Origin of the sequence: Pseudomonas sp. AM14(2022) (genome assembly GCF_036346455.1) — a bacterium.
In the GTDB taxonomy this organism is placed as follows: Bacteria; Pseudomonadota; Gammaproteobacteria; order Pseudomonadales; family Pseudomonadaceae; genus Aquipseudomonas; species Aquipseudomonas putida_A.
Genome location: NZ_JAOTNY010000017.1, coordinates 18,953 through 32,543, shown reverse-complemented (window position 1 = coordinate 32,543; position 13,591 = coordinate 18,953). Strand labels below are relative to the sequence as shown.

At 61.3% G+C, this 13,591-nt stretch carries 9 protein-coding genes, 1 tRNA gene and 2 pseudogenes; 6 read left to right on the top strand and 6 right to left on the bottom strand.

The window, feature by feature from the left end:
* Window positions 1–104: 104 nt before the first annotated feature.
* Together pth and ychF are read left to right on the top strand one after the other, a co-directional pair.
* Window positions 105–689 (top strand): aminoacyl-tRNA hydrolase, encoded by a 585-nt coding sequence (gene pth, locus V3W27_RS24790; protein ID WP_003228164.1) that lies wholly within the window; start codon window positions 105–107, stop codon window positions 687–689.
* A gap of 22 nt (window positions 690–711) precedes the next feature.
* Complete coding sequence (gene ychF, locus V3W27_RS24785; protein ID WP_047599160.1) at window positions 712–1,812, top strand: redox-regulated ATPase YchF; 1,101 nt, start codon at window positions 712–714, stop codon at window positions 1,810–1,812.
* 187 nt (window positions 1,813–1,999) lie between these two features.
* Here ychF and V3W27_RS24780 read toward each other — a convergent pair whose 3' ends face one another.
* Complete coding sequence (locus V3W27_RS24780; RefSeq protein WP_096797288.1) at window positions 2,000–3,217, bottom strand: MFS transporter; 1,218 nt, start codon at window positions 3,215–3,217, stop codon at window positions 2,000–2,002.
* Between the two features lie 333 nt (window positions 3,218–3,550).
* Here V3W27_RS24780 and V3W27_RS24775 point away from each other — a divergent pair, with 333 nt between their 5' ends.
* Window positions 3,551–5,608: a methyl-accepting chemotaxis protein gene (locus V3W27_RS24775; RefSeq protein ID WP_330207771.1), complete on the top strand. Its 2,058-nt coding sequence runs from the start codon at window positions 3,551–3,553 to the stop codon at window positions 5,606–5,608.
* 115 nt (window positions 5,609–5,723) lie between these two features.
* Window positions 5,724–5,800 (top strand) — tRNA-Met (locus V3W27_RS24770).
* 109 nt (window positions 5,801–5,909) lie between these two features.
* Here V3W27_RS24770 and V3W27_RS24765 read toward each other — a convergent pair.
* Complete coding sequence (locus V3W27_RS24765; protein ID WP_330207770.1) at window positions 5,910–7,019, bottom strand: DUF2817 domain-containing protein; 1,110 nt, start codon at window positions 7,017–7,019, stop codon at window positions 5,910–5,912.
* A 270-nt stretch (window positions 7,020–7,289) separates the two neighbouring features.
* Between V3W27_RS24765 and ggt the strand changes: the two genes are divergently transcribed.
* Complete coding sequence (ggt, locus tag V3W27_RS24760) at window positions 7,290–9,122, top strand: gamma-glutamyltransferase (RefSeq protein WP_330207789.1); 1,833 nt, start codon at window positions 7,290–7,292, stop codon at window positions 9,120–9,122.
* 80 nt (window positions 9,123–9,202) lie between these two features.
* Here ggt and V3W27_RS24755 read toward each other — a convergent pair whose 3' ends face one another.
* The 4 genes and pseudogenes from V3W27_RS24755 to V3W27_RS28305 form a co-directional block, all read right to left on the bottom strand.
* A complete protein-coding gene (locus tag V3W27_RS24755; protein WP_103368559.1) occupies window positions 9,203–9,835 on the bottom strand; it encodes a LysE family translocator in 633 nt (210 codons plus the stop codon).
* A 75-nt stretch (window positions 9,836–9,910) separates the two neighbouring features.
* Window positions 9,911–10,510, bottom strand: coding sequence for a flavin reductase family protein (locus tag V3W27_RS24750; protein ID WP_330207769.1), 600 nt, complete (start codon window positions 10,508–10,510; stop codon window positions 9,911–9,913).
* A 153-nt stretch (window positions 10,511–10,663) separates the two neighbouring features.
* A pseudogene (locus V3W27_RS28310) lies at window positions 10,664–11,101 on the bottom strand (methyl-accepting chemotaxis protein); the annotation flags it as partial.
* Window positions 11,102–11,203: 102 nt separating this feature from the next.
* Window positions 11,204–11,890: pseudogene (locus V3W27_RS28305) on the bottom strand (PAS domain-containing protein); the annotation flags it as partial.
* Window positions 11,891–12,218: 328 nt separating this feature from the next.
* On the opposite strand from V3W27_RS28305, the gene V3W27_RS24740 reads away from it, so the two are divergent.
* Window positions 12,219–13,589, top strand: coding sequence for a GntT/GntP/DsdX family permease (locus V3W27_RS24740; protein WP_330207768.1), 1,371 nt, complete (start codon window positions 12,219–12,221; stop codon window positions 13,587–13,589).
* The last annotated feature ends 2 nt before the right edge of the window (window positions 13,590–13,591 follow it).

Sequence of the window (13,591 nt, the reverse complement as noted above, 5' to 3'; positions counted from 1 at the left end):
AACGCGGAGTTTACATTCATGGTAAATGAGCAATTTTCGTCCACTTTCGCCGCCTTCACTGATCGCGGCGATGTTAACCACCACTCCAAGGAAGGGCCCCTATCGTGACTGCCATCAAACTGATCGTTGGCCTGGGTAATCCAGGCGCTGAATACGAACAGACCCGGCATAACGCAGGGGCCCTTTTTGTTGAGCGTATCGCCGCCGCGCAAGGTGTGAACCTTGTGGCCGATCGCAAATATTTCGGCCTGACCGGGCGCTACTCGCATCAGGGTCAGGATGTTCGTCTGCTGATTCCCACCACCTACATGAACCGCAGCGGCCAGGCCGTGGCGGCACTCGCCGGTTTCTTCCGCATCAAGCCTGAAGAAATCCTGGTGGCGCACGACGAACTCGACCTGCCTCCGGGCGTCGCCAAGCTCAAGCAGGGCGGCGGCCATGGCGGTCACAACGGGTTGCGCGACATCATCGCGCAACTGGGCAATCAGAATACTTTCTACCGCCTGCGGCTTGGCATCGGCCACCCGGGCGTCGCCAGTATGGTTTCAAATTTCGTCCTGGGTCGTGCGCCACGCGCCGAACAGGAAAAACTCGATGCCAGCATCGACTTTGCCCTCGGCGTGCTGCCGGATATCCTCGCCGGTGAATGGAACCGCGCGATGAAAAACCTGCACAGCCAGAAGGCCTGACTCTAATCCGAGGGGAAACACCATGGGATTCAATTGCGGCATCGTCGGCCTGCCTAACGTCGGCAAGTCCACCCTGTTCAACGCCCTGACCAAATCCGGTATCGCGGCCGAGAACTTCCCCTTCTGCACCATCGAGCCGAACAGCGGCATCGTGCCGATGCCGGATCCGCGCCTGGAAGCCCTGGCGGCCATCGTCAATCCGAAGCGCATCCTGCCGACCACCATGGAATTCGTCGACATCGCAGGCCTGGTGGCCGGCGCCTCGAAAGGTGAAGGTCTGGGCAACAAGTTCCTGGCCAACATCCGCGAAACCGACGCCATCGCTCACGTGGTGCGCTGCTTCGAAGACGACAACGTGATCCACGTGTCCAACAGCGTCGACCCGAAGCGCGACATCGAAATCATCGACCTGGAACTGATCTTCGCCGACCTCGACAGCTGCGAGAAGCAACTGCAGAAAGTCGCGCGCAACGCCAAGGGCGGTGACAAGGACGCCGTGGTTCAGAAAGCTCTGCTTGAGCAACTGATCGCGCACTTCACCGAGGCCAAGCCTGCGCGCAGCCTGATGAAGAACATGAGCGCTGACGAAAAGTCGGTGATCAAGGGCTTCCACCTGCTGACCACCAAACCGGTCATGTACATCGCCAACGTCGCTGAAGACGGTTTCGAGAACAACCCGCACCTGGACGTGGTCAAGGCCATCGCCGAAGAAGAAGGCGCCATGGTGGTTCCGGTGTGCAACAAGATCGAAGCGGAAATCGCCGAGCTCGATGACGGCGAAGAGAAAGACATGTTCCTCGAGGCCTTGGGCCTGGAAGAGCCTGGCCTGAACCGCGTGATCCGCGCCGGCTACGAAATGCTGCACCTGCAGACCTACTTCACCGCCGGTGTCGAAGAAGTCCGCGCCTGGACCGTCCGCGTCGGTGCCACCGCACCACAAGCTGCTGGCGTGATCCACACCGACTTCGAGAAAGGCTTCATCCGCGCCGAAGTCATCGCCTACAACGACTTCATCCAGTACAAGGGTGAAGCCGGTACCAAGGAAGCCGGTAAATGGCGCCTGGAAGGCAAGGACTACATCGTCAAAGACGGCGACGTGATGCACTTCCGCTTCAACGTGTAAGCGACACGCCCAAGAAAAAGCCGCGTTTGATACGCGGCTTTTTTGTGCCTGACAGATTTGTTTGCAACACCACCAATCCCCCTGTGGGAGCGGGCTTGCTCGCGAAGGCGGTGGGTCAGCCACATTAATATCGACTGATATACCGCCTTCGCGAGCAAGCCCGCTCCCACCGTTGGAATTGTGTAGGTCAGGTTTTTTTGGTGCGTGGCAGGAAGATCGCCAGCACGCCAAACAACGGCAAAAAAGAGCACAGGAAATACACGTACTCGATACCGTGCACATCCGCCAGATGCCCCAGCAGCGCAGCACCAATCCCGCCGAAACCAAACATCAAGCCGAAGAACACCCCGGCGATCATCCCGACATTGCCCGGCACCAGTTCCTGCGCGTAAACCACAATCGCCGAGAACGCCGAGGCGAGAATGAAGCCGATCACCACGCTGAGGACAGTGGTCCAGAACAGATCGACGTGCGGCATTAGCAACGTGAACGGCGCCACGCCGAGGATCGAAAACCAGATCACCGCCTTACGCCCGATCTTGTCGCCGATCGGCCCGCCAAAGAACGTCCCCGCCGCCACTGCTCCGAGAAACAGGAACAGGTGCAGTTGCGAACTGGCCACCGACAGGTCGAACTTCTCGATCAGGTAAAAGGTGAAATAGCTGGTGAGGCTGGCCATGTAGAAATACTTGGAAAACACCAACAGCCCCAACACCACCAGCGCACTGATCACCCTGCCCTTCGACAACCCGTGAGTCGCCGCCTGCCCGGCCTTGAGCTTGAACAGGTTCAGGTGATGGGCGTACCAGCGGCTGATGCGATACAGCACGAACAGCGCAAACACCGCGAACAGACCGAACCACGCCACGTTGCCCTGACCGAACGGAATGATGATCGCCGCCGCCAGCAACGGGCCGAACGCAGAACCGGCGTTACCACCGACCTGGAAGGTCGATTGCGCCAGACCAAAGCGTCCGCCCGAGGCCAACCGCGCGATCCGCGAAGCCTCGGGGTGGAAAGTCGAGGAGCCGATACCGATCAGCGCCGCCGCCAACAGAATCAATGGAAAACTGCCGACCACCGACATCATCACGATGCCAATCAGCGTGCAGATCGAACCTGCCGGCAACAGCCACGGTTTCGGATGGCGGTCAGTGTGATAACCGACCCACGGCTGCAGCAACGATGCTGTCAGTTGAAAGGTCAAGGTAATCAAACCGACTTGGGTGAAGCTCAAACCATAGTTGGCCTTGAGCATCGGATAGATCGACGGCAGCACCGACTGAATCAGGTCGTTGATCAAATGCGCCAGCGCCACTGCGCCGATGATACGCATCACCAACGGGCTGCTTTGCGGAGGAGCGGACGCCGAGGCAGCGGCGGTCTGAACGTTGCTGATAGCCATGAAAGTTTCCGTACAGCAGATGGGAGCACGCAGGCAGGTGCGTCAATGTGCCATTTTTCGGTGCGCCAGCGCCATCCCCTTAGCCAGCTAACTAACTGACTGACCGTCGCACGCAAAGTGATAGCTCAACGCCATGGTCTGAATCTTGCCTTGCTTCTCCCTTCGAACGCGGCGGCCTTACAAAGGCCTCCGAGAATGGGAAGTTTCGCTACAGAGCCGGCCTACAGAGCGGGCGAGAGTGAACTTTCGAGGCCTTTTAGCAGGGCACGACATCCAGGTCACACGACCGCGATGCACGCCATTGGTGCGTGGTGTCCAGAGGAGTCATGAGGCATGCAGGCTTTCTTGTCACCGGGGATCAAATTGCTGGGGCGGTTTGGCTTCGCACGTAAATTCCAGTTGTTGTTTCTACTGTTCATTCTGCCGTTGGCCGGCAGCCTGTTGATGATCGGCCAGGACTATCGCGACAGGCTCAACCTGATTTCCGGCGAACGCGCCGGCGTACGCCAGTTGCTCAGCCTTGATGCGCTGGACAACCTGCTCGCCGCCCAGCGTGACCGCGCCGCCCGTTGGCGCGCCACCGAAACCAATCGCCAGCCAACCCCGGCGACCCTCGCCGCCATGGCGGCGTTTGACGCGGTGCAACCAGCCGTCCAGCAAGCCACCAGTGATTTGGGCAACGCGCTGAAAAATGAAGGTGCCGAAGGCGAAACCCTCACCCGCTATCAAGCCCTGCAAACCGCGCTCGGCGGTCTGGATTCGAAAAGCCTGAGCGGCGTCGGTTGGTGGCCGGACGGTTACGACCGTTTCACCAATGCTCTCAGCGCCCTGCAAGCCTTGCGCGAGCAAATCGTCATGGACAACCGCCTGACGCTGGCGCCATGGCTGGAAACCTATCTGCTGACGCAGATCTCCACGCAGCACGCACCGGATCTGATCGAGCGCGTGGGTCGACTCGCCGCCGTCGGTCAGGCTTCGGTGGTCTCGGGACAATTCACCCTGCAAAGTCGCTTGCAGCTGCGCGATCTGCGTGGCCGCATCGGCGACGCCCGCGAGCAGCTTGTCAAAACGGCAGGCCTGCTCGAAGCGCGCCTGCCGAGCGATCTGCAAACCTGGGCCGGTCAATACCACGACAGCCTCAAGCGTCTGGACGCTGGGCTGAAGGTGCTGGATGACGGCGTGTTCGGCGGCAGCATTACCCTCAAGCCTGAAGACTTCGAACGCAGCCTCGATGCTCTGCTGGGTGATCTCGCCTCGTTGCGCCAGCAATCGCTGCTGTCGCTGGATCAGCGTCTGGACGCCTACCACGCCTCGGCGATTCGCCAGTTCATCGTGGTCGCCGCCGTGTTCGGTTGCCTGTTGCTGGCGGCGCTGTACCTGTTCGTCTGTCTGCAGGCTTCGATCCGCCGCAGCGCCAGCGGCATTACCCTGCTGGCCGAGGCCCTGCGTGACGGCAATCTCAGCCTGCAAGTGCCGGTGGTGGGCCGCGATGAGCTGGCGGCGATCAGCACCGCGCTCAACGTCGCGGTGGTGCAACTGCGCGCGAGCATGCTCGGGGTCGATCACGAAACCTCACAACTGAGCCACGCGGTGCGCAGCCTCAACGATCATTCCAGCGGCGCGCTGAGCGAAGTCGAGGCGCAGCAATTGCAGATCAGCCAGATCGCCGCCGCTGCCACGCAACTGGCCGCCACTTCGCAAGGTGTGGCGCAGAGTTGCGAACAGGCTTCCGGCAGCGCCCAGCACACCCGGCGCATCGCCGCCGACAGTAGCCGCGACAGCCAGCGCACCACGGCGAGCATTCAGCAGCTCAATCAACGCCTCAACGAAACCGCAGCGGCACTCGGTCGAGTCAGCGAACAGGGCCAGCAGATTCAACTGGTGGTCGACACCATTCGTGGCGTCGCCGAGCAGACCAATCTGTTGGCGCTCAATGCCGCAATTGAGGCGGCACGGGCCGGCGAACAGGGACGCGGCTTTGCCGTGGTCGCCGATGAAGTTCGCAGCCTGTCGCAGCGCACCCAGTCATCGACCGCGCAGATTGCCGGCACGGTCGATAGCCTGCGCGCCACGGTCAACGAAGCGGTGAGCCTGATGGAGGCCGCGTGCGGCCAGGCACAATCGGATGCTGAAGCCGTGACCGGTCTTGGTGAACGTCTTGGTGAAATCGCCAGCGCGGTGCAAAGTGTCACTGACACCCTGGCGCAGATCGCCACCGCCGTTGAGGAACAGGCGAGCACCGCCGATGAAGTCAGCGGCAATATCCAGCAGGTCGATCAGGCGGCGATGCGTTTGCTTGAAGGTGCGCGGGCGGTGAACCTCGCAGCGGACACGCTGAGCCAAGGCAGCCATGCGTTGAGCGCCAATACCGCGAGATTCCAGCTGCGTTGACACCCTGCCCGGCCCCGATTTCCGGGGTCGGAGGATAAGCGGTTGAAAATAAGAAGAAATATTTTAAATTTACGCTTGACGCTTTTCCATTTCAGGGGAATAATGCGCGCCACTTGGCTACATAGCTCAGTTGGTTAGAGCATAGCATTCATAATGCTGGGGTCCGGGGTTCAAGTCCCTGTGTAGCCACCAAGTACTAAAAACGGCTTACCGAAAGGTAGGCCGTTTTTTAATGCCTCGAGAAAACCGCCCTCTGTGATGAGGAGATAAATCCCTAACCACAATGCCAATCCTGACCTATTCAGGTCTGCTCTGCCGACAGGGCCATCAGCCCCTTCGCCCAGATCTGCCGAGTGCGCAGCCCCACCATCGCCCTCCAGTCCGGATCCACCGGATAAAACTGCTCCAGCAGTCTCAACTTGATTGCCCGCCCCGTCGCATCCAGCGGATCACCATGCAGATGGAGCCAATGGTCATCGCGCAAATGCCGATGCACGTCTGGCCCCGGATACGTTCCGCATTCGATCACGAAGGGCATCAATTGCACGCCCGGCAACGCATTGAGCAATGCCTGCGAGGTGTACCCGGTAGCCGTCGCGGCGACACCGGTTTCGCTCAACGTTTCGGCGCCGGTGTGCAAGGTGTACAACCATGGGCCGTAGATCGACTGTGCTTGCGCCAACGCCGGGTAAGGCACCTGGGTGATGGTCAGCAACATCGGATGACCGTATTCGCCGGCGCCGGTGTGCAGGTCGAAACACATCACGACTTCCGCACCGGTCAGATGCGCATCGATGATCTGGTGCAAGGTGCGATTCGACCAGCTCGGCGCGCGGCCGCCATAGAACAGTCCATCGGGATGACTGTGCTGACCGCCCTCGACAATCGACATCACCGCCGGCCAGCCGTGTTCGGCAATCTGTGCGTCGAGCAAAGCGTCGGTGCGCTGACGCTCGGGGCCGTGCAAATCGGTGCAGGCGTAGATCTCGTGCAGCGTGGCGTAGGCGCGGTTGTCCGGTAGCGGCTCGGTGAAATCCAGGTGATTGCGGTTGAGGTCGATATTGTCTTCGTTGACCCGCCGCAGCCACGCCGTACCCCACGGGTTGATCAGGTGAATCATCACTACCGCGACATCCTTGGGCAGCGAGCCCGGCACGAAGGTCTTCAGCCAGTCGATCTGGCAATCCGAACCGTAATAGCCCTCAACTCCGTGAGTGCCGCTGAGCGCCACCAGCCGGCGCTTTGCCTGCGGATTACCGAGCACCGCGACATCAGTGCTCAGCGGTTCGCCGAAAGGGCCACAGCGCGGATGGGCGTAGGAGGTGAGCGTGGCTCCGGCAGCTTGGGCGGCGGTCAGAAATTGTTCGCGTTGATCGCGGTAACTGGACTCGGTTGGAAACTCGCTGTGCATATCGGCCTCTTGTGTTTTTTATGGCTTGACCTTTGTAGGAGTGAGCCTGCTCGCGATAGCGGTGGGTCAGTCAACTTGGATGTTGAATGTTATGACGCCATCGCGAGCAGGCTCACTCCTACAGGGGGATATTTGCGGTCGTTCTATTGAGTTTGACCCTAGCGAACATCCGCCCGGAAAAGAAAGACAAAAATGCCCACCGGTTTGCGTCGCGACCGAGCGGTCGATAAAGTCCGTCAGACCTTTCACCCCACGGACGGAGAGCCCCACGTGTTTCCAGCCCTGCCCCTGAGCCGCTTTCGCCTGCCTGCCCTGACGCTGATCATCAGCGCCCTGACCCTCACCGCGTGCAACGCCCCGCCCTCCTCGACCTTGCCGCTGGCGCCGGAGGCCGCTTCCGGTTACCGCACCGATCTGCAGACTCGCCACGCCAGTCAACATATGGCCGCTGCCGCCAATCCGCTGGCCGCCGAGGCCGGTCGCGAGATGCTGCGCAAGGGTGGTTCGGCCATCGACGCGGCGATTGCCATGCAAGCAGTGCTGACTCTGGTAGAACCGCAATCCTCCGGGATCGGTGGCGGTGCGATGATTGTGTTGTGGGACGGCAAACAGGTGCGCACCTACGACGGACGCGAAACCGCCCCGGCGGGTGCCAGCGAGAAGCTGTTCCTGCAGGCCGACGGCAAACCGATGCCATTCCCGCAGGCGCAGATCGGCGGGCGCTCGGTGGGCACTCCGGGCGTGCTGCGTGCGCTGGAAATGGCACACAAACAACACGGTCGCCTGCCGTGGGCCACGCTGTTCGAACCGGCGATCAAACTCGCCGAGCAGGGCTTTGCGATTTCACCGCGCCTGCATTCGCTGCTGGAATCCGACCCGGTAATCCGTAAATCGCCGGACATGGCCGCCTACTTCCTCAACCGCGACGGCAGCGTCAAAGCCATCGGCACTCGTCTGCAGAATCCGGCATTGGCCGCCGTGCTCAAGCGCATCGCCAACGAAGGCCCGGACGCGCTGTACAAAGGCCCGATTGCCGAAGAGATCGTCGCCAAAGTGCAGGGCCACGCCAACCCCGGCAGCCTGTCGCTGAATGATCTTCAGCACTATCAGGCCAAGGAGCGCGCGCCGCTGTGCACCGACTACAAGCGCTGGCAGGTCTGCGGCATGCCGCCGCCGTCGTCGGGCGGGATCGCCGTGGCGCAGATTCTCGGCACCTTGCAGGCGCTGGAAAGCCGCGACCCGCGTCTGTCGCTAACACCGCTCAAACCGGTGAAAACCGACAAACCCGCCGGCATCGAACCGGCACCGCAAGCCGTGCACCTGATCGCAGAAGCCGAACGCCTGGCCTACGCCGACCGTGCGCAATACGTCGCCGACACCGACTTCGTCCCGGTGCCGGTCAAAGGCCTGGTCGACCCGGTTTACCTCGCCAGCCGCGCCAGCCTGATCGGCGAACGCAGCATGGGCAGCGCCAAGCCGGGCACACCGCCAGGCGTGCAGGTGGCCTACGCGCCGGATCGCTCGCCGCTGCGCATCTCCACCTCGCAAGTGGTCGCCGTGGATGATCTGGGCGGCGCGGTGTCGATGACCACCACCATCGAAGCGGCGTTCGGCTCGCACCTGATGGTGCAGGGCTTTTTGCTGAACAACCAGATGACCGACTTCTCGTTCATCCCCGAAGAGAACGGGCAGAAAGTCGCCAACCGCGTCGAACCCGGCAAACGCCCACGCTCGTCGATGGCGCCGACGCTGATCTTCGACCGCAACAGCGGCGAATTCCTCGCCAGCGTCGGCTCGCCGGGCGGTTCGCAGATCATCGAATACGTGGCCAAGACCACCGTCGGCCTGCTCGACTGGAACCTCGACCCGCAAAGCGCCATCAGCCTGCCCAACTTCGGCAGCCGCAACGGCCCGACCGAACTGGAACAAGGCCAGTTCAGCCCGGCGTTGATTCAGGCGATGAAGGATAAGGGACATGTTGTGAATGAAATCGACATGACCAGCGGCACGCAGGCGATCGTGCGGGTCAAGGATGCGCAAGGGAAAGCCTCGCTGGAAGGTGGCGCGGATCCACGGCGTGAGGGGGAAGCGTTGGGGGATTGAGGTTACGCAGGAAAAACAAAAGGCTTACCGCGAGGTAAGCCTTTTTTATGCAACGGGTTTAACGCGCAATATCACCCGGCTCAGCGATTAGCCACCAGATGCGCCCCAAACAGCAGATAACAACCACCGGCCAAGCGATCCAGCCATTGCCGTGAACGCTCGTAAACACTGGCGATTCGGCGGCTGGCGAAGAACAGCGCGACGCTGCAATACCAACTGAACGACAGCGTGGCCATGGTCAGCACGGCCAGCGTCAGCAGTAGCGGCGGGACGTGGGCCGGCATCGCGGTGGCGAAGATGGTGGCGACGAACAGTGCCGACTTGGGGTTGGTCATGTTGCCCAGAAAGCCTCGCCCGTAGGCGCCGAGCAGGGTCTGTTGCGACTCATCCAGCGTACCGGCGGCAATCGGCGCTTTGCGTTTGAACTGCTTGAGGCCGAGCCAGATCAGGTAGCAGCCACCGGCGATCTTGAAGCTCAGGTACAGGGTTGGCGCCGCGCTGAACAAGGTCTGAATACCCAAACCGCCGGCCAGGCCCCACAGCACGGTTCCGCTGGCGACGCCGAGCGCCGCGACCACACCATGACGGCGCGAGCGGCTGACCGCCAATTGGGCGATGTTGAAAAAGTTCGGGCCGGGGGTGACCACCGCGACCGTCCACAACAGCGCCAGCGACAGCAACGGGGCGAGATAGCTGGAAAGCGAAAGGTCCATGGGGCGAGCGCCTGATTGGTTCGACAATGCCCCACACCTTGCTACATCCGGCGCGCGTTTTCCATCAGATGCAGGTCACAGCGGCAGGGTTTTACCGTCCACCGCATCGCCAATCGTCAGGAAATGCCCGCCGGCCACGTGGTGCAGCGTGCGCAAGCCATCATGCCCGTCGAAATGCCAGCGCCCGTCGCTGAACACCCGCTCATCGGCCTGGGCGGCGATGACTTCGGCGAGGAACAGGTCGTACTGCTCGTGGTTGCGCGGCTCCGGCAGCAAGCGGCATTCGAGCCAGGCCACGCAGCCTTCGAGCAACGGCGCCTCAACGGTTTCACCGGCGAAGGTTTGCAGGCCATAAGCCTGAAACTTGTCCTGCCCCTGATTCTGCTGGATCTCCAGACCCGAGGTATTGCCGACGGTTTGCACGATGTTAGCCTGATTGACGCACGGCACGTTGAGCACAAAAGTGCCGGACGCTTCGAGCAACTGGCGGGTCCAGGTGGACTTGTCGAGGACGACCGCAACTTTCGGCGGTTCGAAATCCAGCGGCATCGCCCAGGCGGCGGCCATGATGTTGCGCTGGCCGTCATGGGCAGCGCTGACCAGCACGGTCGGCCCGTGATTGAGCAGACGATAGGCTTTGTTCAGGGGCACCGGGCGGCGGTGGGAAGCACTCATGGGGATCTGCTCCGGGGAAAAAGGAGAAGATTGTAGCGCCATCTTCAACTGTAGGAGTGAGCCTGCTCGCGATCGCAGTAGTTCAATCAACATGGATGTTGAATGTCAGACCGATATCGCGAGCAGGCTCACTCCTACAGGGTTTAGTACAGGTCAGTTAGACAGTTGATTGGCAAACTGGCCGACCGCATCCACCACTTTCTGCGCGCCGTCCTGGATCTCGACGATCACCGTGCCCGCTTCCGCCGCCAGCGCCAGGCCCTGCTCGGCCTGCAGCTTGCCATCGGTCATCAGGGCCACGGCGTTGCGCGCCATTTCCTGGTTCTGCCGCACCACAGTGACGATCTCTTCGGTCGCCTGACTGGTGCGCGAGGCCAGTTGCCGCACTTCGTCGGCCACCACCGCAAAGCCCCGGCCCTGTTCCCCAGCGCGAGCCGCCTCGATGGCGGCGTTGAGCGCCAGCAGGTTGGTTTGTTCGGCAATGCCACTGATGGTTTTGACGATGGTACCGATCACCTGCGACTGCTCGTTCAGCGCCTCGATGCCCTCACCGGCCGCCTGCATGTGGCGCGACAGATCACGCATCACATTCACTGCCTCGGTGACCACCGTGGTGCCACGTTGCGCAGTGCTGTCGGTTTGCTGCGAAGTGCTGTAAGCAATGCTGGCCGCGTCGGCAACCGCTTGTTCGCGGTTGACCTGATCGGTAATCACCGTGGCGAACTTCACCACTTTGTACAGTTTGTTGTTGGCATCGACCACCGGGTTGTAGGACGCCTCCAGCCACACCGTACGACCATGGCTGTCGACCCGCTTGAAGCGGTTGGCGACAAATTCGCCGTTGTTCAGGCGACGCCAGAAATTCTGGTACTCGGCGCTGTTGTATTCCTCAGGGGTGCAGAACATCCGGTGATGTTTGCCTTTGATCTGCGCCAGGCTGTAACCCATGCCCTGCAGAAAGCGCTCGTTGGCATTCAGCACATTGCCATTGAGGTCGAACTCGATCACCGCCGTCGAACGCACCAACGCGCCGATCAGGTTTTCGTGTTCGCGGGAGGCTTCGATGGTGCGGGTCAGGTCGCTGGAGAAGATCGAGAAATGCTTGATCCGCCCGTCCGAAGAGCGCACCGGCTGCACGATGGAGCGCAGCCACGCCTCTTCGCCATTACCACGCAACAGGCGCACGGCTCCGGCGAAATGTTCGCCACGGGTCAGTGCGGCCTTGAAACGATGATGAAAGTCGTCGGCCTTCACGTGCGCCGGAACGATGTCATCAATGGCGCGCCCCACCAGATCCTGGCTCTTGTAGAGCATCTCGCCGAGGAAGTTCTGATTGACCGACTGAATCCGGCCATCAGGTTCCAGAGTCAGCACCAGCATCTCGCTTTCCAGGCTTTCCTTCACCTGCAGCAGGCTGGAGAGTTCTTCACGAAGAGTGGCCAGCTCTTGCTTGAGGCGGTTGTTGAACATGGGAAAGTACCGATAGGCAGGGTAGAAAGCGGGATGCAGCTTAACCATCGGCCTTGGAAAACTTTTCTGAAGAGCGTTTGAGACCGGTCAGTCAAAAATAATCTCAATAGGCCATTGCTCTGACTATCACCGCGCAGACCGGTTACAAAAGCCGCCGCTCTGGCCCGGCCACTTCAGGTATTCTCGGTAAAAATTGCAACAACATGTTGCAGGTAACCGCCCGATAAGGAGTGCCGTTTTGGATTTATCGACCGCTGCCTGGATGGTGCATGACACCCGCCTGATTCTTTGCTGCCTACTGGCGATTGCGACGATTATCGTGTTGATCAGCGCCACCAAACTTCCACCTTTTCTCTCGATCCTGATCGGCACTTTTATTGCCGGTGTCGGCGCCGGTCTGCCACCAGAAGACGTGGCCAAGGCGTTCAGCAAAGGCGCCGGGGCGATTCTCGGAGAAGCGGGGATCATCATTGCCTTGGGTTCGATGCTTGGCGCACTGATGGCCGAGTCCGGCGCTGCCGACCGTATCGCCTCGACGCTGCTCGGGCTGGGCAAAGGCAAGTCCCTGCCGTGGGTCATGGCGTTGGTGGCGATGGTGATCGGCCTGCCGCTGTTCTTCGAAGTGGGGCTGGTGATGATGGTGCCGATCATCTTCGTCATGGCCCGTCGCTCGGGTCAGCCATTGTTGAAAATCGCCATTCCGGCGCTGGCCGGGATGACCACCCTGCATGCACTGATGCCGCCGCATCCCGGGCCGCTGATCGCGGTCAGCGCATTGCATGCCGACCTTGGGCTGACCATGTTGCTGGGCTTCAGCATCGCGATTCCGGCGGTGATTCTGGCGGGGCCGCTGTACGGCAACTGGCTGTCGAAACGCATGCACGTCGATGAGCCGGCAGAGCTCGGCGCACTGTTCAGCGCCCCGCCGAAAGCGCCGCGCCAGCCGAGCTTCGGCCTGTCGCTGCTGATCATTCTGTTGCCGGTGCTGCTGATGCTCGGCAGCACCCTGGCCAAAGTCGCGATGCCCCCCGAAAGCAGCGTCGCCCTGACACTGAAGTTCCTCGGCGAACCGTTGGTGGCGCTGGGCATTGCGGTGATAGCGGCGGTGATCTGCCTCGGCTGGGCCAACGGCATGCCGCGCGAACAGGTCGGCGGCACCCTGCGTAAAAGCCTCGCGCCGATTGCCGTGTTGCTTCTGACCATCGGCGCTGGCGGCGGCTTGAAGCAGACCTTGCTGGACGCCGGTGTCAGCCAGACCATCAGCAAAGTCGCCGAAGGTGCGCACCTGCCCTACCTGCTGCTGGCCTGGCTGATTGCCGTGGCACTGCGTCAGGCTACGGGTTCGGCGACCGTCGCGACCACGACGACAGCGGGGATTCTGGCGCCGATGATGGCGGGGCTCGCCGCGACGCAAAGCTCACTGGTGGCGCTGGCGATTGGCGCCGGCTCCGTGTTCTTCTGCCACGTGAATGACGCCGGCTTCTGGATGGTTCGCGAGTACTTTGGCTTGCAACTCAAACAGACCATCTGGGTCTGGTCGATCCTGCAAACCATTGTCTCGGTGGTAGGACTGGCCGGGACGTTGCTCTGGTGGCACTGGCTGACTTGACA